The 20,244-nt window shown below is 72.8% G+C and carries 18 protein-coding genes and 1 pseudogene; 5 read left to right on the top strand and 14 right to left on the bottom strand.

What is annotated here, in order from left to right; genetic code table 11:
• Positions 1-23: 23 nt before the first annotated feature.
• The 3 genes from ACZ4W9_RS15485 to ACZ4W9_RS15475 all read right to left on the bottom strand — a co-directional run bounded on the left by ACZ4W9_RS15485 (position 24) and on the right by ACZ4W9_RS15475 (position 3,804).
• Positions 24-995: an aldo/keto reductase gene (locus ACZ4W9_RS15485; RefSeq protein WP_467935839.1), complete on the bottom strand. Its 972-nt coding sequence runs from the start codon at positions 993-995 to the stop codon at positions 24-26.
• An 85-nt stretch (positions 996-1,080) separates the two neighbouring features.
• Positions 1,081-2,514 (bottom strand): argininosuccinate lyase, encoded by a 1,434-nt coding sequence (argH, locus tag ACZ4W9_RS15480; RefSeq protein WP_467935837.1) that lies wholly within the window; start codon positions 2,512-2,514, stop codon positions 1,081-1,083.
• Positions 2,515-2,610: 96 nt separating this feature from the next.
• Positions 2,611-3,804, bottom strand: a complete 1,194-nt coding sequence (locus ACZ4W9_RS15475) for an argininosuccinate synthase (RefSeq protein ID WP_467935835.1) — start codon at positions 3,802-3,804, stop codon at positions 2,611-2,613.
• 128 nt (positions 3,805-3,932) lie between these two features.
• Here ACZ4W9_RS15475 and ACZ4W9_RS15470 point away from each other — a divergent pair, with 128 nt between their 5' ends.
• The 3 genes and pseudogenes from ACZ4W9_RS15470 to ACZ4W9_RS15460 form a co-directional block, all read left to right on the top strand.
• Entirely contained in the window at positions 3,933-4,520 is a 588-nt protein-coding gene (locus tag ACZ4W9_RS15470; protein WP_030781143.1) for a pyridoxamine 5'-phosphate oxidase family protein, read from the top strand.
• A gap of 3 nt (positions 4,521-4,523) precedes the next feature.
• Complete coding sequence (locus tag ACZ4W9_RS15465; protein ID WP_467935833.1) at positions 4,524-5,228, top strand: L,D-transpeptidase family protein; 705 nt, start codon at positions 4,524-4,526, stop codon at positions 5,226-5,228.
• Positions 5,229-5,282: 54 nt separating this feature from the next.
• A pseudogene (locus ACZ4W9_RS15460) lies at positions 5,283-5,453 on the top strand (ferric reductase); the annotation flags it as partial.
• 305 nt (positions 5,454-5,758) lie between these two features.
• On the opposite strand, the gene ACZ4W9_RS15455 reads toward ACZ4W9_RS15460, so the two are convergent.
• The 9 genes from ACZ4W9_RS15455 to ACZ4W9_RS15415 form a co-directional block, all read right to left on the bottom strand.
• Positions 5,759-6,304: an arginine repressor gene (locus ACZ4W9_RS15455; RefSeq protein WP_467935831.1), complete on the bottom strand. Its 546-nt coding sequence runs from the start codon at positions 6,302-6,304 to the stop codon at positions 5,759-5,761.
• A 7-nt stretch (positions 6,305-6,311) separates the two neighbouring features.
• Complete coding sequence (locus ACZ4W9_RS15450) at positions 6,312-7,517, bottom strand: acetylornithine transaminase (RefSeq protein WP_467935829.1); 1,206 nt, start codon at positions 7,515-7,517, stop codon at positions 6,312-6,314.
• On the bottom strand, positions 7,514-8,413 hold the full coding sequence (gene argB / locus ACZ4W9_RS15445; protein WP_467935827.1) for an acetylglutamate kinase: 900 nt from the start codon (positions 8,411-8,413) through the stop codon (positions 7,514-7,516). The genes ACZ4W9_RS15450 and argB overlap by 4 nt, the downstream gene beginning before the upstream one ends.
• Positions 8,410-9,561, bottom strand: coding sequence for a bifunctional glutamate N-acetyltransferase/amino-acid acetyltransferase ArgJ (gene argJ / locus ACZ4W9_RS15440; RefSeq protein ID WP_467935826.1), 1,152 nt, complete (start codon positions 9,559-9,561; stop codon positions 8,410-8,412). The genes argB and argJ overlap by 4 nt, the downstream gene beginning before the upstream one ends.
• Positions 9,558-10,586, bottom strand: a complete 1,029-nt coding sequence (gene argC, locus ACZ4W9_RS15435) for an N-acetyl-gamma-glutamyl-phosphate reductase (protein ID WP_467935824.1) — start codon at positions 10,584-10,586, stop codon at positions 9,558-9,560. Before argC ends, argJ begins: the two co-directional genes overlap by 4 nt.
• 44 nt (positions 10,587-10,630) lie before the next feature.
• On the bottom strand, positions 10,631-10,999 hold the full coding sequence (locus ACZ4W9_RS15430) for a GtrA family protein (protein WP_467935823.1): 369 nt from the start codon (positions 10,997-10,999) through the stop codon (positions 10,631-10,633).
• A complete protein-coding gene (locus ACZ4W9_RS15425; RefSeq protein WP_467935822.1) occupies positions 10,999-11,949 on the bottom strand; it encodes a glycosyltransferase family 2 protein in 951 nt (316 codons plus the stop codon). The genes ACZ4W9_RS15430 and ACZ4W9_RS15425 overlap by 1 nt, the downstream gene beginning before the upstream one ends.
• A 22-nt stretch (positions 11,950-11,971) precedes the next feature.
• On the bottom strand, positions 11,972-14,521 hold the full coding sequence (locus ACZ4W9_RS15420; RefSeq protein ID WP_467935820.1) for a YfhO family protein: 2,550 nt from the start codon (positions 14,519-14,521) through the stop codon (positions 11,972-11,974).
• 246 nt (positions 14,522-14,767) lie between these two features.
• Positions 14,768-15,370 (bottom strand): ABATE domain-containing protein, encoded by a 603-nt coding sequence (locus tag ACZ4W9_RS15415; protein WP_467935819.1) that lies wholly within the window; start codon positions 15,368-15,370, stop codon positions 14,768-14,770.
• An 82-nt stretch (positions 15,371-15,452) separates the two neighbouring features.
• Here ACZ4W9_RS15415 and ACZ4W9_RS15410 point away from each other — a divergent pair, with 82 nt between their 5' ends.
• The gene (locus tag ACZ4W9_RS15410) at positions 15,453-16,685 is read left to right on the top strand and encodes a cysteine desulfurase (protein WP_467935817.1); all 1,233 of its coding nucleotides are present in this window, start codon (positions 15,453-15,455) and stop codon (positions 16,683-16,685) included.
• 16 nt (positions 16,686-16,701) lie between these two features.
• Here ACZ4W9_RS15410 and ACZ4W9_RS15405 read toward each other — a convergent pair whose 3' ends face one another.
• Complete coding sequence (locus ACZ4W9_RS15405; RefSeq protein ID WP_467935815.1) at positions 16,702-19,182, bottom strand: alpha-L-arabinofuranosidase C-terminal domain-containing protein; 2,481 nt, start codon at positions 19,180-19,182, stop codon at positions 16,702-16,704.
• 130 nt (positions 19,183-19,312) lie between these two features.
• Here ACZ4W9_RS15405 and ACZ4W9_RS15400 point away from each other — a divergent pair, with 130 nt between their 5' ends.
• Complete coding sequence (locus ACZ4W9_RS15400) at positions 19,313-19,762, top strand: DUF6314 family protein (protein ID WP_467935814.1); 450 nt, start codon at positions 19,313-19,315, stop codon at positions 19,760-19,762.
• Between the two features lie 9 nt (positions 19,763-19,771).
• Here ACZ4W9_RS15400 and ACZ4W9_RS15395 read toward each other — a convergent pair whose 3' ends face one another.
• Positions 19,772-20,209: a GNAT family N-acetyltransferase gene (locus tag ACZ4W9_RS15395; RefSeq protein WP_467935812.1), complete on the bottom strand. Its 438-nt coding sequence runs from the start codon at positions 20,207-20,209 to the stop codon at positions 19,772-19,774.
• Between the last annotated feature and the right edge of the window lie 35 nt (positions 20,210-20,244).

Here is a 20,244-nt window from a genome sequence, read left to right as displayed (position 1 = left end):
CCGCAGGTCGTGCGGGGTGCTCGTCAGTGCCAGGGCAGCCGCCGGCGCCGCTCCCAGTAGGCGCCCGGGTCCTCCCGCAGCGTGGCGAGGGAGGCCAGCCGGTCCTCGTCGAGGTCGACGGCGGGCGCGTGCAGGTTGGACAGGAGCTGGGGCACGGTCGCGGCACCGGAGAGGACCACGCCCGCCCAGGGCCGGCGCAGGATCCAGGCGAGGGCGACCGCGTCGCAGCCGAGTCCGGTGGCGGCGGCCACGGCCTCGAGCGCGGCCGGGGCGTGCGGTGCGGCCAGCCGGCCGTTCGCCAGGCCCTCCTTGACGATCACGGTGAGCCCGGCGTCGTGCGCCTCGGCGAGGGCGGGGCCGGCCGAGGTCTCCAGGAGGTTGTACGTCGACTGGACGGTGCGGAAGAGGGGCTCGCCGCCGACCGTGACGGCGAGGGCCGCGCGGATGGCGTCGGCCTGGGCGGGGCCGCTGGTGGAGAAGCCGACGGTGAGGCCCCGGGCGGCGGCCTCCGCCAGCTTGGCGTGCAGGTCCTTGTCGGTCAGGGCCGGGCTGTCCGGCGTCACCGAGTGGATCTGGTAGAGGTCGAGCCGGTCGCCGAGCAGGGCGTCGGTCTCGGCGCGCTGCCGGTCGTAGGCGGCGGGGCTGTGGTCCTTGACCTCGTGCGTCCCGGCGTCCACCGACCAGTCGGCGGTGTAGGTGTAGCCCCATTTGCTGCCGATGACCACGTCGTCGACGCCGGGGTTCTCCCGGAGCCAGTCCGCGAGGAACTCCTCGGAGCGGCCGTAGGAGCGGGCGGCGTCGAAGTAGCGGACGCCCTGGGCGTAGGCGGCGTCGAGGAGTGCGTGGGTGCGGGTGCGCAGCGCTTCGGCGTCGCGGTGCTCTCCGAGGTCCTCGTCGCGGCCGAGGGTGATGTAGCCGGGGCGGCCCACCGCGGCGAGGCCGAAGCCGATGTGGCAGGTGGGGGTGGTCGCCGTGGCCAGTCGGGCGAAGGGCATCGCGGGGTCCGTTCGGTCGGCTCCGATGGGCTCGCTACCAACCTAACCCCGCGATGACCTCCGTGTTCGCCGGCGGGGCGCTCCCCTACCGCTTCTTCTTGGCCTCGGCCCACTCGTGCTGGTGTGCCACGTCCGCCTTGACCTCCGCCAGCTGGACGGCCACCGCGCTCGGGGCCGTGCCGCCCCGGGCGTCGCGGGAGGCCAGGGCGCCGGGGACGTTCAGGACCGTGCGGACCTCGGGGGTGAGGTGCGGGGAGATCCCGGCGAACTGCTCGTCCGTGAGGTCGTCCAGCTCCTTGCCCTCGGCCTCGGCGGCCTTGACGCACTCCCCCGCGACCTCGTGCGCCACCCGGAAGGGCACGCCCCGCTTCACCAGCCACTCGGCGATGTCGGTGGCGAGCGAGAAGCCGGCCGGGGCCAGCTCCTCCATGCGCTCGCGGTGGACGGTGAGGGTGGCGATCATGCCGGTGAAGGCGGGGAGCAGCACCTCCAGCTGGTCGCAGGAGTCGAAGACCGGCTCCTTGTCCTCCTGGAGGTCGCGGTTGTAGGCGAGGGGCAGCGCCTTGAGGGTGGCCAGCAGGCCGGTGAGGTTGCCGATCAGGCGGCCGGACTTGCCCCGGGCCAGCTCGGCGATGTCCGGGTTCTTCTTCTGCGGCATGATCGACGAGCCGGTGGAGAAGGCGTCGTGCAGGGTCACGAAGGAGAACTCCTTCGTGTTCCAGATGATGATCTCCTCGGCGATCCGGGAGAGGTTCACGCCGATCATCGCGGTGATGAAGGCGAACTCCGCGACGAAGTCCCGGGAGGCGGTGCCGTCGATGGAGTTGCCGGCGCTGCCGTGCTCGAAGCCGAGGTCCCGGGCGACCGCCTCCGGGTCCAGGCCCAGGGAGGAGCCGGCCAGGGCGCCGGAGCCGTACGGCGACACCGCCGTCCGCTCGTCCCACTGGCGCAGCCGCTCGGCGTCCCGGGACAGGGACTGCGCATGGGCGAGGACGTGGTGGGCGAAGAGCACCGGCTGGGCGTGCTGGAGGTGGGTGCGGCCGGGCATCGCCACGTCCGGGTGGGCCTCGGCGAGTGCGATCAGGGCGTCCTGGAGGTCGGCGATCAGGCCGCCGATGATCCGGCCGTGGTCGCGCAGGTACATCCGGAAGAGGGTGGCGACCTGGTCGTTGCGGGACCGGCCGGCGCGCAGCTTGCCGCCGAGGTCCGGGCCGAGGCGCTCCAGCAGGCCGCGCTCCAGGGCGGTGTGCACGTCCTCGTCGGCGATGGTGCCCACGAAGGCGCCCGACGCCACGTCCGCTTCGAGCCGGTCGAGGCCGGCCAGCATCCGGGTCAGCTCGTCCTCGGTGAGCAGCCCCGCCCCGTGCAGCACGCGCGCGTGGGCACGCGAGCCGGCGATGTCGTAGGGGGCGAGCCGCCAGTCGAAGTGGACGGACGCGGACAGCTTCGCCAGGGCCTCGGCGGGTCCGTCCGCGAAACGGCCGCCCCAGAGCCGTACGTCACCGCTGTTGCTGCTCACTTGGGTTGCTCCTCGAAGCTCGTGATGTGCCACCGCCTCCGCGCGCGTGCGGGGAGGCGGCCGTCGGGCCGGTGCGGGTGAGGTGACGCCCGCGGGTCAGGCCAGGTCGCGCTTGGCGGCGATCCTGGACGACAGGCTGTAGATGTCGATGAAGCCCTTGGCCGCCGACTGGTCGAAGGTGTCGCCCGTGTCGTAGGTGGCGAGGTCGAAGTCGTACAGCGACTTCTCGGAGCGCCGGCCGGTGACGACCGCGCGCCCGCCGTGCAGGGTCATCCGGATGTCGCCGCAGACGTGCTGGTTGGCCTCGTCGACGAAGCCGTCCAGGGCGCGCTTGAGCGGGGAGAACCACTGGCCGTCGTAGACCAGTTCGCCCCAGCGCTGCTCGACCTGGCGCTTGTAGCGGGCGAGCTCGCGCTCGACGGTGACGTTCTCCAGCTCCTGGTGGGCGGTGATCAGGGCGATGGCGCCCGGGGCTTCGTAGACCTCGCGGGACTTGATGCCGACCAGGCGGTCCTCGACCATGTCGATCCGGCCGACGCCCTGGGCGCCCGCGCGCTCGTTGAGCTGCTGGACGGCCTGGAGGACGGTGACGGGCTTGCCGTCGAGGGCGACCGGGACGCCCCCCTCGAAGGTGATGACCACCTCGTCGGCCTCGCGGGGGGTGGCCGGGTCGGCGGTGTACTCGTAGATGTCCTCGACCGGGGCGTTCCAGATGTCCTCCAGGAAGCCCGTCTCGACGGCGCGTCCGAAGACGTTCTGGTCGATGGAGTACGGGGACTTCCTGGTGGTGGCGATCGGGAGCCGCTTGGCCTCGCAGAAGGCGATCGCCTTGTCCCGGGTCATGGCGTAGTCGCGGACCGGGGCGATGCACTTCAGGTCGGGGGCGAGGGCGACGATGCCGGCCTCGAAGCGGACCTGGTCGTTGCCCTTGCCGGTGCAGCCGTGGGCGACCGTGGTGGCGCCGTGCTTCCTGGCGGCGGCGACCAGGTGCTTGACGATCGCCGGCCGGGACAGGGCGGAGACCAGCGGGTAGCGGTCCATGTACAGGGCGTTGGCCTTGATCGCCGGGAGGCAGTACTCGTCGGCGAACTCGTCCTTGGCGTCCGCGACCTCGGCCTCGACGGCGCCGCACGCGAGGGCGCGCTTGCGGATGACGTCCAGATCCTCCCCGCCCTGGCCGACGTCGACCGCGACGGCGATGACCTCGGCGCCCGTCTCCTCGGCGATCCAGCCGATGGCGACGGAGGTGTCCAGACCGCCCGAGTAGGCGAGTACGACGCGCTCGGTCACGGGGGTTCTCCTCACAGTGCATTCGCTGACATGCATGAGTATGCAGTGCTCTGCATGATTCGTCAATCAGCGTCAGGGGCGGAGAAATACTTAGACAGCCGAAGAAAATTCGCCGATAATCGTCGAACATGGGAAAGACGTACGAGCGCATAGACGGCAGGCTGCGTGCCTTCATCGAGGAGCAGCCCCTCTTCTTCACCGCGACCGCCCCGCTCTCCGGCGACGGCACGGTCAACCTCTCCCCCAAGGGGCTCAAGGGCTCCTTCGTGGTGCTGGACGAACTCACCGTGGCCTACCTGGACTTCGCCGGGTCCACCGCCGAGACCATCGCCCATCTGCGGGAGAACGGGCGGATCACGCTGATGTGGTGCGCCTTCCAGGGCCCGCCCAACATCGTGCGCGTGCACGGCCGGGGCGAACCCGTCTTCCGCGACGACCCGCGCTTCCCGGACCTCCTCGCCCGCTTCCCGGACATCGACCACACCGCGCACGGACTGCGCGCCGTCATCGTGGTGCACGCCGATGTGGTCCGCGACTCCTGCGGCTACGCCGTGCCCTTCATGGCGTACGAGGAGGACCGCGATCTGCACGGGCGGCGCTTCGCCCGCGAGGACGACGCCTCGCTGAGCGCGTACTTCACCAAGAAGGAGCACATCGCGACCAGCCTGGACGGACTGCCCGGGCTGCCGTTGCCGCTGCCGCCGTCTAGCGTCTGAGGCATGCGCCCCGGTGTGGTCCTCGCGCTCGTGTCCGTCTCCTGTCTCGCCCTGCTCGGCGCCGCCCCCGTCCGGGACCCGGCACCGCTGCCGGCCACCATGGCGGACACCGGCGGCGGCAGCCAGCTGATCGTCGCGGAGGCCCCGGACACCGGCGCCACCGAGGGCACGGTGACCTGGTGGGACCTGCGGGACGGGCAGTGGACCCCGGCCGGGTCCGCGCCGGCCCGCTTCGGCGCGGGCGGGCTGGTGGAGGGCACCGCCCGCACCCAGGGCACCGGGACGACGCCGACCGGCCTGTACGACCTCCCCTTCGGCTTCGGCGTCGAGCCGGCGCCGGCCGGGACGAGCGTGGAGTACCGGGCCGTCCAGGACGGTTCCTGGTGGTGCCAGGACAACGGCTCCCGCTCCTACAACCGCTGGGTCGACCCGCTGCCCGCCGACTGCCGCGCCGCCGAGTCCGAGCACCTGGCCGACCACCGCGAGCAGTACGCCCACGCCCTGGTCATCGGCTTCAACTACGACCGGCCCGTGCGCGGGCGCGGCGCCGGGATCTTCCTGCACGTCGACGGGCCGGGGGCGACGTCCGGTTGTGTGTCGGTGCCCCGGGACGCCATGGAGCGGATCCTGCGCTGGGCGGCGCCGGACCGCCGGCCGCACATCGCGGTGGGCACCGAGACCGGGGCCACCGCCGTCACCCGCTACTGAGGCACCCGCACCCGCGCGCCGCTGAACACCACGCGCGCCCGGCATGTATCCGTGGGCGCGCGTCCGGACATCTCCGCGCGGACCCTCCGGCGGAGGATCCCTGACCCCGGCCGGCACGACGTCTTCCTGTACGGGCCGCCCGGGTTCGCCCGGTCGGCGTACGAGGCGCGGCGCGGGGCCGGGGTGCCCGCCCGCCGTGTCCGCCCCGAGTCGTTCGCGCGGTGAGCGGAGCGGGCAGAGCGATGACGAAGAGCCGTCCCGTGCGGCGGACACGCCCGCGCCCGCGCCGGTCGGCGGCCGGGGCGTCAGGCCCGGCCGGGGCACGCACGGTCACCGGGGGCGGATCACGCGGGCGGAGGCGGTCCAGGCGCCCTCGGACGGCCCCGGCGACCGCGGGACGCGGCCGGCCCCCGGCCGGGCCGGGAGACGGCGGCGGCGGGAGGCCCCGGCATGCACGCCGTCTCCGGCACCGGCTGCCGCCGGTCCTCGCAGTGCGCCCCGGACCGGGCCGGTGCCGGAAACCGCCGCCGTCAGTGGCCGTTCTGCGCCAGCCTCAGCAGATGGTCCGCCAGTGCCTGGCCCCCCGTGGGCTCCCGGCTGATCAGCAGCAACGTGTCGTCGCCGGCGATCGTGCCCAGGATGTCGTGGAGTTCGGCCTGGTCGATGGCGGAGGCCAGGAACTGCGCGGCTCCGGGGGGCGTCCGCAGGACCACGAGGTTCGCCGAGGCCTCCGCGGAGATCAGCAGCTCCTGGGAGAGCCGCCGCATCCGCTCCTCCTTCGCCGACTCCCCGAGCGGGGCACGCGGCGTGCGGAACCCTCCCTCGCTGGGCACCGCGTAGATCAGGTCACCGTCGGTGTTGCGGATCTTGACCGCGTTCAGCTCGTCGAGGTCCCGGCTGAGCGTCGCCTGCGTGACGCTCAGCCCGTCGTCCGCGAGCAGCTTCGCCAGCTGGCTCTGCGACCGCACCGGCTGCCGGTTGAGGATGTCCACGATCCGGCGGTGCCGTGCGGTGCGGGTCTGCGGTACGGCGGGCCCGGCCCCCACGCCCTGGTCGTGGTCCTGCGCCTCGCTCATCGTCGTCTCATTCTCCGGATCGTCCGTCCCCAGCCACAGGGCTCGCTGCGTCGAGGATGCCGGGCAGCGCCCCGAGCAGCGCGTCCGCCTCGTCGTCGCGCAGGTTCAGCGGCGGCATGAGCCGTACGACGTCGGGGGCGGGCGCGTTCACGAGGAACCCGGCCTCCTGGGCCGCCGCCTGCGCCTGTGGCGCGTGCGGCCCGGTGAGCACGATACCCAGGAGCAGGCCCCCGCCCCGGACGCCGTGGATCAACGGGTGGTTCAGCGCCTCGATTCCCTCCCGCAACCTCTCGCTCTGCCGCTTGACGTGGTCCAGCAGGCCTTCGCCCTCGATGGTGTCGAGCACGGCGAGTCCGGCGGCGCAGGCGACCGGGTTGCCGCCGAAGGTGGTCCCGTGGTGGCCGGGCCCGAGCAGTTCGGCGGCCCGGCCGAAGGCCACGGTCGCGCCGAGCGGCAGCCCGCCGCCGAGCTGCTTGGCGAGGGTGACGACGTCGGGCAGTACGCCCTCGTGGGCCTGGTAGGCGAACCAGGTGCCGGTCCGGCCGATGCCGGTCTGCACCTCGTCCAGGACCAGCAGCGCGCCGGTGGCGGCGGTGATCGCGCGGGCGGCCTTGAGGTAGCCGGCCGGGGGCACGACCACGCCGTTCTCGCCCTGGATCGGCTCGAGGATCACGAGGGCGGTGTCCTCGGTGACCGCGGCGGCCAGCGCCTGGGCGTCGCCGTAGGGGACGTGGGTGACATCGCCGGGCAGCGGCCGGAACGGGTCCTGCTTGGCGGGCTGGCCGGTGAGCGCGAGGGCGCCCATCGTCCGGCCGTGGAAGCCGCCGTCGGTGGCGACCACGTGGGTGCGCCCGGTCAGCCGGCCGATCTTGAAGGCGGCCTCGTTGGCCTCGGCGCCGGAGTTGCAGAAGAAGACCCGGCCGTCCCGGCCGAAGAGGCGCAGGAGCCGTTCGGCGAGGGCGACGGTGGGCTCGGCCATGAAGAAGTTGGAGATGTGGCCGAGGGAGGCGATCTGCCCGCTGACGGCCGCGACGATGGCGGGGTGGGCGTGGCCGAGCGCGTTGGTGGCGATGCCGCCGACGAAGTCGAGGTACTCCCGGCCCTCGGCGTCCCACACCCGGGAGCCCTCGCCGCGGACGAGGGGCAGGCGCGGGGTGCCGTAGTTGTTCATCAGCGCGCCCTGCCACCGCGCGGTCAGTTCCTGGTTGCTCATGACTCCCCCTGTGCGTCCGGTACGACCATGGTGCCGATGCCCTCGTCGGTGAAGATCTCCAGCAGGATCGAGTGCTGGACCCGGCCGTCGATGACCCGGGCGGTGGTGACGCCGTTGCGCACGGCGTGCAGGCAGCCCTCCATCTTGGGCACCATGCCGGAGCCGAGGTCCGGCAGCAGCTTCTCCAGCTGGGAGGCGGTGAGGCGGCTGATCACCTCGTCGGAGTTCGGCCAGTCCTCGTAGAGCCCCTCGACGTCGGTGAGGACCATGAGGGTCTCGGCGCCGAGGGCGGCGGCGAGTGCCGCGGCGGCCGTGTCGGCGTTGACGTTGTAGACGTGTCCGTCGTCCTCGGAGCGGGCGATGGAGGAGACGACCGGGATCCGGCCGTCGGCGAGCAGGGCCTCGAGGGCGCCGGTGTCGATGCCGGTGATCTCGCCGACCCGCCCGATGTCGACCGGTTGCCCGTCGATCTCGGGGACGTGCCTCGTCGCGGTGATGGTGTGCGCGTCCTCGCCGGTGAGGCCGACGGCGAGCGGGCCGTGCCGGTTGAGCAGGCCGACCAGCTCGCGCTGCACCTGCCCGGCGAGCACCATCCGTACGACGTCCATGGCGTCCTCGGTGGTGACGCGCAGGCCCGCCTTGAACTCGCTGGCGATGCCGTGCCGGTCGAGGGCGGCGCTGATCTGCGGGCCGCCGCCGTGCACGACGACCGGCTTGAGGCCGGCGTGGTGCAGGAAGACGACGTCCTGGGCGAAGGCGGCCTTCAGTTCCTCGTCCACCATGGCGTTGCCGCCGAACTTGATGACGACGACCTTGCCGTGGTGCCGGGTGAGCCAGGGCAGCGCCTCGATGAGGATGCGGGCCTTGGGCAGCGCGGTGTGCTTACGGGTTGTCATGAGGAGTAGGCGCTGTTCTCGTGGACGTAGTCGGCGGTCAGGTCGTTGGTCCAGATGGTCGCGGTCTCGGTGCCCGCGGCCAGGTCGGCGACGATGTGCACCTCGCGGTAGCGCATGTCGACCAGGTCGCGGTCCTCGCCGACGGAGCCGTTGCGGCACACCCAGACGCCGTTGATGGCGACGTTGAGCCGGTCGGGTTCGAAGGCGGCCCGGGTGGTGCCGATCGCGGAGAGGACGCGGCCCCAGTTGGGGTCCTCGCCGTGGATCGCGCACTTGAGGAGGTTGTTGCGGGCGATGGAGCGGCCCACCTCGACGGCGTCCTCCTCGGTCGCCGCGTTGACGACCTCGACCTTGATGTCCTTGCTGGCGCCCTCGGCGTCGCCGATGAGCTGCCGGCCGAGGTCGTCGCAGACCCGGCGGACGGCCTCGGCGAAGTCGTCGTAGTCCGGGGTGAGGCCGCTGGAACCGGAGGCGAGCAGCAGCACGGTGTCGTTGGTGGACATGCAGCCGTCGGAGTCGACGCGGTCGAAGGTGACCCGGGTGGCCGCGCGCAGCGCCTTGTCCAGCACCTCGCCCTCCAGGTCGGCGTCCGTGGTGAGGACGACCAGCATGGTGGCGAGGCCGGGGGCGAGCATGCCGGCGCCCTTGGCCATGCCGCCGACGGTCCATCCTTCCCCGGAGACCACCGACGTCTTGTGGACGGTGTCGGTGGTCTTGATGGCGATCGCGGCCTTCTCGCCGCCGTGCTCGGACAGCTGGGCCGCGGCCGTCTCCACGCCCGCGAGGACCTTGTCCATGGGCAGCGGCACGCCGATCAGGCCCGTGGAGCACACGGCGACCTCGACGGCGCCCCGGCCGAGCACCTCGGCGGCCTTCTCGGCGGTGGCGTGGGTGTCCTGGAAGCCCTTCGCTCCGGTACAGGCGTTGGCGCCGCCGGAGTTGAGGACGACGGCCGAGACCTGGCCGCTCCTGAGGACCTGCTCGGACCACAGCACCGGGGCCGCCTTGACGCGGTTGGAGGTGAAGACGCCCGCGGCGGCACGGCGGGGCCCGTTGTTGACCACCAGGGCCAGGTCGGGGTTGCCGTTCTCCTTGATCCCGGCGGCGATCCCCGCCGCCGTGAATCCCTTGGCTGCCGTGACGCTCACGGTGCGACTCCGATCGTGGAAAGCCCGGTGGTCTCGGGGAGACCCAGGGCGATGTTCATGCTCTGGACGGCACCGCCGGCGGTGCCCTTGGTCAGGTTGTCGATGGCGCTGATCGCGATGACGCGGCCCACGGCGGCGTCGTAGGCGACCTGCACCTGCACGGCGTTGGAACCGTGGACGGACGCCGTGGCGGGCCACTGGCCCTCGGGGAGCAGATGGACGAAGGGCTCGTCGGCGTACGCCTTCTCGTAGGCGGCGCGGACGCCGTCGGCCGTCACGCCCGCGACCGCGGACGCGCTGCACGTGGCGAGGATCCCGCGCGGCATCGGGGCCAGGGTCGGGGTGAAGGAGACCTTCACCGGCCGCCCGGCGACGGCGCCGAGGTTCTGGATCATCTCCGGGGTGTGCCGGTGGCCGCCGCCGACGCCGTAGGGCGACATGGAGCCCATGACCTCGCTGCCCAGCAGGTGCGGCTTGGGGGCCTTGCCCGCGCCGGAGGTGCCCGACGCGGCGACGATCACCGCCTCCGGTTCGACGAGTTGGGCCGCGTAGGCCGGGAACAGGGCGAGGGAGACGGCGGTCGGGTAGCAGCCGGGCACCGCGATGCGCCTGGACCCCGTGAGCGCGGCGCGGGCGCCCGGCAGTTCGGGGAGGCCGTAGGGCCAGGTGCCGGCGTGCGGGGAGCCGTAGAAGGCCTCCCAGTCGGCCGGGTCCTTCAGCCGGAAGTCGGCGCCCATGTCGACCACGAGGACGTCGGGGCCGAGCCGTTCGGCGACGGCGGCGGACTGTCCGTGGGGCAGCGCGAGGAAGACCACGTCGTGCCCGGCGAGGGCCTCGGGCGTGGTCTCGGCCAGCACCCGGTCGGCCAGCGGCAGCAGGTGCGGCTGGAGCGCACCGAGCCGCTGCCCCGCGTTGGAGTTCCCGGTCAGGGCACCGATCTCTACCTCGGGGTGCGCGAGGAGCAGACGCAGGACCTCTCCGCCCGCGTATCCGCTCGCTCCGGCCACCGCCGCACGTACTGCCATGTCCATCCTCCTCTGATGGCATGACTATACGTATCGCTGCACTTTTATGCAATGGACTGGGGCAGCATCACCCAGCGGGAGACGACGAAGGTGACCGGGATCGCCGCGGCGGAGGCGAGCAGCGGGGCGAAGCGGCTCCCGGCGTGCAGGACGTCCACGATCACGTACACCCCGGCTGTCGTGATGAGGAAGTTGGTGAGGTTGGTCAGCGGGAACAGCAGGAATTTCCGCCAGGTGGGCCGGGTCCGGTAGGTGAAGCGGGCGTTCAGGAAAAAGGAGCCGACCATGGCGAGCGTGAAAGCCAGGATGTGCGCCGCGAGATAAGGCAGGCCGGTCAGGAACAACAGGTAAAGACAGTAGTAGGTCGCCGTATTGACGACACCGACCACCGCGAAGGTCAGTATCTGCCGCATCAGGGAATGAGGTCCTTGGTCCGTTCCACGTTGGTCGCCTTCACCAGGAAGTGCGGGCGCCCCTTCACTTCGTAGTAGATGCGGCCGGTGTACTCCCCGATGACTCCCAGCATGACCATCTGCACGCCCGCGAGGGCGGTCACGGCGGTGATGATGGTCACATAGCCGGGGGTCTGGACGCCGTGGACGAGCGCGGCGCCCACGATCCAGGCGGTGTACAGGCCCGCGCACAGCAGCAGGGTCACCCCGAGCCAGAGGGCGGCGCGCAGCGGGCGGTTGTTGAAGGACAGCAGGCCGTCGAGGCCGTAGTTGAGCAGTCCGCGCAGGTTCCAGGAGCTGCGGCCGGCCTCGCGGACGGCGTTCCGGTACTCGAAGGTGGTGCTCGGGAAGCCCACCCAGGCGAACAGTCCCTTGGAGAAGCGGTTGTACTCGGTCAGGCCCAGCACCGCGTCCACCACCCGGCGCGACATCAGCCGGAAGTCCCCGACGCCGTCCACGAGTTCGACGTCGACCAGGCGGTTGACGAGCCGGTAGTACAGGCGCGCGGTGAGGGTCCGGGTCAGCCGGTCGCCGGTGCGGGTGCGCCGGGCGATGACCTGGTCGTGGCCCTGTTCGCGCAGCTCGACCATCCGCTTGATCAGCCGCGGCGGGTGCTGCAGGTCGGCGTCCATGACGATCACCGCGTCGCCCGCGGCGTGCCGCAGGCCGGCGAGCAGGGCCGCCTCCTTGCCGAAGTTGCGGCTGAAGGAGACGTAGCGGACCCGGGAGTCCTGCCCGGCCAGCTCCTCCAGGAGGGCGAGGGTGCGGTCCCGGCTGCCGTCGTCGACGTAGACGAACTCCATGTCGTGGCCGAGGGGCAGCAGTTCCTCGGCGACGTTCTGGACCTCCTCGTGGAAGCGGGCGAGGACGGCCTCCTCGTTGTAGCAGGGCGCGACGATGGATATCAGCACGGTGGATTCCCCCTGGGCGCGGTCAGTGAGCGGTGGTCACCCGCTCGCGCGGTGATGTGGTCGTGGGCGGCGCCGGGGCGCGGCGGCGGCGCAGGGCGGTGCCGGCGGTCAGTACGCCGAGGACGAGCAGCGAGGCGCCCCCGACCGCCGTGCCCAGCCGGAGGCCGGGAGGGTGATAGGTGCAGGTCAGAGTGGTCGCCGCAGGGCCGAGGGGGATGGCGATCAGGCCGTGGTACTCCCCCGCCGGCCGGGCCGGGCCGTCTCCCGCGGCGCACCGCCAGCCGGCGATGCGGGGCGCGGCGAGGACCGCGAGGCCCCGGCTCCCGGCGGGCAGCCGGGCGTGGACGGTGCCGTCGGAGACGGTGACGTCGGTGGCGCCGGCGGCCGTCAGGCGCGCGGCGGCGGTGCGCAGCCGGCCGGTGTCCAGGCAGCCGATCGCGCCGGGCGGGATCCTGCCGGGCCGGTCCGGGGTGAGCCGGACGGTCAGCCGCCCGGAGGCGGGGGCGGTGCCGAGCGGGGCCAGGGCGGCGCGGTTGCGCGTGTCCTTGGCGTGGAAGACCACGGGGGCGCCCCCGTCGAGCCGGGCGGTGCCGGAGTAGTGCGGGGCCCACAGGTGCACCTCGGTGCCGGCCGGGCAGCGGGCGGTGATCTCCGGCCGGGTCCGGGCGGTGCCGGAGCCGACCCGGCGGTCCGGCAGCGGCCTGCCGGAGTCGTCCCGGACGGTGGGGGCGGGGACGGTGTAGACGCGGCTGCCGAGCAGGATCTCCTGGTTGCGGTAGGGCGAGTCGCCGAAGGGCCGGGTGTCCGGGTGGGTCCGCACGGTCACCAGGGGCGGCACGTCCCGCCGGGTCAGGCGCACCGGGCGCTGGTGCGGCGGCGTGTGCTTCTGGTGCGGGTCGGACGGGGAGTGCACCCGGGCGCCGACGGAGAAGAGCACGTCCGTGACGGCGTTGTCCAGGCTCTGCACGCTGCGCCCCCGCGAGGTCCAGCCGCCGCCGAGCGCGGTCAGGGTGCGGCTGAGGACGTCGGAGGTCAGGCTGCTGTAGTACTGGGCGCCCTCGCCGCCCACCAGCAGCGGGTCGTTGCCGACGGTCTGCTCCCGGCCGGGGTCGGTGCGGTGGCGGGGCCAGCCGTCGGCCTCGGCGATCAGCGCGGACTGCCGGTCCTGCCGCTCGCCCCAGGGCGCGTAGTCGTCCAGGTGGGCGAGGTGCAGCCGGGTGGTGACGGCCGTGGTGGCGGCGCTCTCCCCGGTCTGGGCGCCGAGCAGCAGGACGACGGCCAGGGCGGCGAGGCCGCGGCGCCGCCCGGCGCGGGCCAGCAGCACCAGCCCGCCGAGCGCGCCGGCGACGGCGAGCAGCAGCACCGGCCAGGTGAGGGGCCGCAGCACGGCGCTGCGGCCGGCGAGGGCGGCGATCAGGGCGAACAGCGCGGTGGCGGGGCCGAGGGCGCGCGGGCCGGGCAGGCCGTGCGACAGGGTGTGCCAGGCGGCGATGACGAGCAGTCCGCACACCACGAAGGTCTGCCGGTAGGGGCTGCCCTGCGGGGTGGCGAAGGCGTGCCAGACCAGGTGGGTGGGGGCCCACTGGAGGGACAGGACCGCCAGGACCGCCAGGGCCGTCCAGCCGGCCCGGACCCGGCCGGGGACCGCCCGGTGGAAGGGCAGGGCGAGGGCCAGCAGCAGGGTGGTGGTGCCGGCGTAGAGGGCGGGTGAGCCCCAGCCGTACGCCGTCGGCAGCAGCCGGGCGAGCACGTCCTCGGCCGGCACCGGGGCGAAGGCGCGCACCCGGCCCGGGTAGGCGTGCCGGGTGCCGGAGTAGACGGTCAGCACCAGCGGGGCGGCGAGGCCCACGCCGAGGGCGGTGGTGAGGGCGGCACGGCCGGCCGCCGCGAGGGCCTGCCGGCGGGGCGGCCGGATGAGGACGAGGCGGAGCAGCAGCACCAGGGCGGCGCCGAGCGTGGCCATGTAGGCGGTGTAGAAGTTGGCGGTCCAGGCGAGCGCGACGACCAGCACGCCGGGCAGCCGCCGGCGTCCGGTGCGCGCCCACTCGCCGGCCAGGCACAGCAGGGGCAGGGCGATCAGCCCGTCGAGCCACATCGGGTTGTAGTCGGCGTCGGCGAGGGTCCAGCCGCACAGCGCGTAGGAGGCGCCGAGCAGGCCCGCCGCCCACCAGCGGCCGGGCCGGAAGACCAGCAGCAGCCCGGCCATGGCCGCGGCGGCGCAGGCGATCTTCAGGACGGTGATCACGTACACCGCGAGGTCGATCTCGTCGCGGGGGAAGAGGGCGACCAGGAGGGCGAACGGGCTGCCGAGGTAGGTGCCGAGGTCGGGCAGGAAGGAGGCGCCGTAGCCCGACTGCCAGTTGACGAGGAGGCCGCCCTCGGCCCTGCCGTGCAGCAGGTCCCACAGGTGGGCGTGGAAGGGCACGAACTGGTTGCCGAGGTCGTTGACGGCGCGGGTGCGCGGCCCGAAGGGGTAGCTGCGCGCGAGGGCGTCACCGGCGCAGAACGCGGTGACCGCGAGGGCGGCGGCGAGCAGGCAGGCGGCCCGCCCCGGCCGGGACACCGCTTTCACACCCGGTTCCCGTCCGGGCGCGGCCAGGAGTTCCCCCGGGCATTGCCGGGTGCGTCCGGCCGAGTGCTGCGATGCATTTTCGGTGTCCTCACAGAATGCGTACCCCGTCTATTCGCGGACTTAGACGGAGGACCATTCCGAATGGTTGTGTGCTCACCGAAAAATCGGGCGACTTCCTCCGGAGCGGGGAAACGCCGCGTGAATTTGATGACCGAAGGGGAAACTCCGGATTTCCGGCAGGTGTTTTTAGGGTGAACCGGCCTTCCGGGCCGCGTAGGCACGGGCCGCCCGGACCCGGTTGCCGCACTTGGTGGTGCACCAGCGGCGGGCGCCGTGGGAGCGCAGGAACCAGCGGGCGCAGCCCCGGGCGGCGCACTCGGTGAGCTGGGCCGCGTCGGCACCGGTGAGCAGGTCGCCGGCGTCCTCCGCGAGCAGGAAGAGCGCGGCGGCGACCGGGTCGCCGGAGTCGGGGACGTCGCAGCGGCGAGGGCCGTCGGCGCCCCAGACCAGGCGGGGGGTGGCGGGGGCGGCGGCGAGGGCGGCGTTCAGGGTGTCGAGGGCGTCGCCGGGTGGCCGGCCCCCGGCGGCGCGGGCCGCGAAGAGGGCCCGCAGCGCCTCGCGCAGGTCCCGCAGCCGGCCGGACTGACCGCCGTCGAGGTCCGCCCGGTCGGGCAGCAGGGCCTGCCGGACCAGCCACAGGTGCGCGGCCTCGGTGCCGTCGAGCAGGTCGACCCGGCCGTGACTGACGGTGAACCGGGTGTTGACCAGCGCCAGCGAGGTGTACCGGTCCTCGCCGGGGACCGGGAGCCGGTGCAGGTACACGGGTGTCTCAAAATCCACGTCCCTCATGGTATTCCTTGCGGTTCTCCGTGAGAATGACCTAGCGTGCCTCACGGAGAAGCGAAGAGAAAACCGTGAGAGGTGAGCTGTCGTGGCCTTCGATGTGGACGCGCTGCGCAAGGACTTCCCGATCCTGGGGCGGACGGTGGCGAGCGGCGCGCCGCTGGTCTATCTGGACTCCGGGGCCACCACGCAGAAGCCGCTCCAGGTGCTGGACGCCGAGCGGGACTTCTACCTGACCCGCAACGCCGCCGTGCACCGCGGCGCGCACCAGCTGGCCGGCGAGGCGACGGAGGCGTACGAGCAGGCGCGGCACGCCATCGCCCGGTTCGTCGGCGCCGCCGACGACGAGGTGGTCTTCACCAAGAACACCACCGAGGCCGTCAACCTCGTCGCGTACGCGCTGGGCAACACCGGCCGGATCGGTCCCGGCGACCGGATCGTGGTGACGGAGATGGAGCACCACGCCAACCTGGTGCCCTGGCAGCAGCTGGCCGGGCGGACGGGCGCGACGCTGGACTGGTTCGGCCTGACCGACGAGGGCCGGCTGGACCTCACCCGGGCGGACGAGCTGCTGGACGAGCGCACCAAGGTGCTCGCCCTCACCCACCAGTCCAACGTCCTCGGCACCCTCAACCCGGTGCGGGAGCTGGCCGACCGGGCCCACGCGGTGGGGGCGCTGGTGGTGGTGGACGGCGCCCAGTCCGTGCCGCACCGCCCGGTGGACGTGACGGAGCTGGGCGCGGACTTCCTGGCCTTCTCCGGGCACAAGATGCTCGGCCCGAACGGCGTCGGCGTGCTGTGGGGCCGCGCGGAGCTGCTGGCCGGCCTGCCCCCGTTCCTGACCGGCGGCTCGATGATCGAGATCGTGGAGATGGACCGCACCACCTTCCTGCCGCCGCCGCAGCGCTTCGAGGCGGGTGTGCCGATGACCGCGCAGGCGGTGGGGCTCGCGGCGGCGGTCGAGTACCTGGAGCGGCTGGGCATGGCGGAGGTCGCGGCGTACGAGGACACGCTCACCGCCCGCGCCCTGGAGCTGCTCGCCGAGGTGCCGGGGGTGCGGATCGTCGGCCCGGACGACCTCACCGACCGGGGCTCGGCCGTCTCCTTCACGGTGGACGGCGTCCATCCGCACGATGTCGGGCAGGTGCTGGACGAACGGGGGGTCGCCGTCCGGGTCGGCCACCACTGCGCCCGGCCGCTCGCCCGGCGCTTCGGCGTGGCGGCGACCACCCGGGCGAGCTTCTACGTCTACAACACGCCGGAGGAGGTCGACGCGCTGGTGGCGGGGGTGCGGGCGGCCCAGCGCTACTTCGGCGTCTGAGCGCGCCCGCCCTCTCCTACTTCTGCCGGATCCTCAGGAACGTGACGGAGTTCGCCGGGAAGGTGTACGTGAACGTCCCCGCGACCCCGGTGACGGTGGACGTGCGCGGGGCGACCGCCGTGGACGTCTCGGAGTTCACCGCGTCCGGCGCGGCGGCGAGCGTGACGGCCTTCGCCCGGGAGGCGACCTTCGCGCCGCCGAGGTCGATGGCGGTGCGGGCCGCGGCGGACCGGGCGTTGACGACCTTGACGATCAGCTCGCCGGTCCTCGCGTCGCGCGTGACGACCTGGCGGAACGGTTCGGCCGGCCGGTCGTCGGTGAAGCCGCCCCACTCCTCGCCGTCGAGGTAGAGGGTGACCTGGCGGCCGCGCACCTTGACGTCGATGTCGTAGGCGCGGCCGGTCTCGATGGAGCCCGCCTTGGTCGTCAGCGTGGACTTGCCGCCGTCCACGGCCTGCTCGACGGCCGACTGGGTGTTGTTCCAGCCGCCGAGGTTCCACCAGAACCAGTTCCCGGTGTCCTTGACGCCGAAGGCGACGAGGAAGCCCTCCTTGCCGGACATCTTGGTGGCCTTCACGTGCAGGTCGTAGTCGTGCCAGGACGGGTCGCCGGCCTGGACCATGGTGTTCTCGGCGGTGTCGTCCGTCTGGACGTACCGGCCGTCCTGGACGGTCCAGCTGCCGGCCCCGGTGTGGGTCCACTTCGAGGCGTCGCCGGAGAAGTCGTCGCCGAGCAGGGTGGAGCCGTCGGCGCCGGTGACCCGTACGTCGTCGTAGGCGGCGCCGGTGTTCCAGGTGGACAGGCCGACCGCGCCGGTGATCGGCCCGCTGACGCCCGGGGTGCCGGTCGCCGTGCTCGGTACGACGCGGTCGCCGACGTTGGTCATGAACAGCTTCTGGACCTCGTAGTTGGCCGTGCCCCAGGAGGCGTGGTTGTTGAACCACACCAGGTCCGGGCGCCACTGGACGTAGTCCTCGTTGGCGAACAGCGGGGCGTAGGAGGCGAGTTCCACCACGTCCGCGTTGCGTTCCAGGCCGGTCATGAAGGCCGCCTCGGCGAGACCGTTCTCGAAGGCGTTGCCCTGGGAGGCGTACTCGCCGAGGAAGACCTTGGGTCCCGAGCGGTCGTAGGAGTCGTAGCGGTCGTTGTTCTGCAGGAACCACCGCGGGCTGTTGTAGTAGTGCTCGTCGACCATGTCGACGCGGGCGTCCCGGTTGAGCTTCCAGGCGGTGTCGAAGGTCGTGCCGGAGTCGTCCGGGCCGGAGTTGGAGACGACCTTCATGTACGGGTACTTCGCCTGGACGGCCGCGCGGAAGCGCTGGAAGCGGGCGAAGAACTCGGCGGGCAGGTTCTCCTCGTTGCCGACCTCGATGTGGGTGAGGTGGAAGGGCTTGGGGTGGCCCATCTTCGCCCGGACCCCGCCCCAGGTGGAGGTCGCCGGGCCGTTGGCGAACTCGACGAGGTCCAGGGTGTCCTGGATGTGCCGTTCGAGCAGGGCGTCGTCGTCCACGGCCTTGTTCTGGCCGCAGCCGGTCACCAGGGCCGGTACGACGGGCAGCGGCATGGCGCCGATGTCCTCGGCGAACCGGAAGTACTCGTAGTACCCGAGGCCGTAGCTCTGGTTGTAGCCCCAGAAGTTGGCGTTGGTGGCGCGCTCCTCGACCGGGCCGACGGTGTCCTTCCACTGGTAGGAGCGTGCGCGCTGCCAGCCGGACGCCTCGCTGTAGTCCCGCATGGAGCCGGTGTTGACCAGGCAGCCGCCGGGGAAGCGGACGAAGCCCGGACGCAGGGCGGCGACCTTCTCGGCGAGGTCCTTGCGCAGGCCGTTGGGCTCGTGCTTGTAGGTGTCGCGCGGGAAGAGGGACACCATGTCCAGTGCGGTGGCGGCGTCGGCGGCCACGGCGAGCCGGCCCGTGGTGCTGGTGCGGGTGGCGGTGAACGTCGCCTTGTACCGGACCCAGCCGTTCTTCCCGACGGCGATCCGCCGGGCGGTGGCGAGCGTGCCGCCGGAGTCCTGGAGGGTGACGGCGAGCGTGCTGCCGGCCTCGGCGCGGGCCCACACCGAGAAGTCGTACCGCTCGCCGTCCCGTACCGCGATGCCGGCGTTGTAGCCGGCGTTGGTGACGGACGAGCCGGCGCCCAGCGCCAGGTAGGTGCGGTTGCGGTCGTTGAGGCGGCCCGGGTCGTTCACCGCCCGGGCGGTGCCGGAGACCGTCCAGGCGGTCAGCGGGGTGTACGAGGCGTTGTCGGCGGTGGAGTACTCGAAGGACCGGTTCTGGACGAGTTCGGCGTACAGGCCACCGTCGGCGGCGCGGTTGATGTCCTCGAAGAAGACCCCGTACAGGGTCCGGGGGATCGCGGGACCGGTGGCGGAGGGGTCGACGGTGATCGCGTAGTCGGTGGCCTCCTCGGCGTGGGCGGGGGCGGGCAGGGCGGCGGTGGCGAGCAGGACGGCGCTCGCCCCCAGGCCGAGTCCGAGGCGGGTGGTGCGTGACATGGATACTCCGCAGCTCGATGTTCGAAATATCAGACATTGGTCAGCACTTCGAACGGCAAGATAGGGAAGGGGTATGAGCACGTCAATGGCGCGGACGGGACCGGACGGAAAGAGGGGCAGGCCGCGAGAGATGCGTGAGGAAGAGTTCTGGCCGGTGGCCGATCTGCCGGCCTATCTGTCCGGGCGCTGGCACGTCGAGCGCGCGGTGCGGGACCTGGCGAGCGGGGACGACGGGCACTTCTCCGGGACCACGGTCTTCGGCCCGCTGGAGGGCGGCGGGCTGCTGCACGAGGAGTCGGGCGTCTTCACCTGGCGCGGAGTGGCCCGGCCGGCCACCCGGACGCTGCGGTTCCTGCCGGGGCCCGCGCCGGGCCGGGCGGACGTGCGCTTCGCGGACGGGCGGCCCTTCCACGACCTGGACCTGACCACGGGCCGGTACGTCGCCGACCACCCGTGCGCGGCCGACCTCTACCGGGGCGAGTTCACGGTCCTGGACGCCGGCCGCTGGCGCACGGTGTGGCGGGTCGGCGGTCCGGCGAAGGACCTGGTGCTCACCACCGACTACACCCGCGAGCGCTGAGGCGCACGCTCACTCGAAGGAGTGCGCCATGTACTGCTCCGGGCGCTCCAGCGGCCGGAAGCCCAGCTTCGCGTAGACCCCGTGCGCGTCCTCCGTGGCGAGCAGCAGCCGGCGCAGCCCGAAGGGCGCCAGGTGCTCGCGGATCCGGCCGACGAACGCGGTGCCGACGCCCTTGCCGCGCACCGACGGGTCGACGTACACATCGGCGAGCCAGGCGAACAGTGCCTGGTCGGTGACCACGCGGGCGTACGCCACCTGCTCGCCCGAGGCCGTGGCGTAGACCCCGAAGTTCAGCGAGGACGCCATCGCCCGCTCGTGCTTCTCACGGGGGCGGCCGAGCGCCCAGTACGCGTCGGACGACAGCCAGCCGTACACGCGGTCGGTGTCGACGCGGGCGGGGTCGGCGGAGAACTCGTAGCCCTCGGGGAGGTCGGGTGCATCACTCATGGGGTGATCCTCACAGGCCGCCCCTCGCACGGACG

It is taken from the genome of Streptomyces sp. NPDC029296 (assembly GCF_055569255.1).
This window is presented reverse-complemented; position numbering and strand designations above follow the sequence as displayed.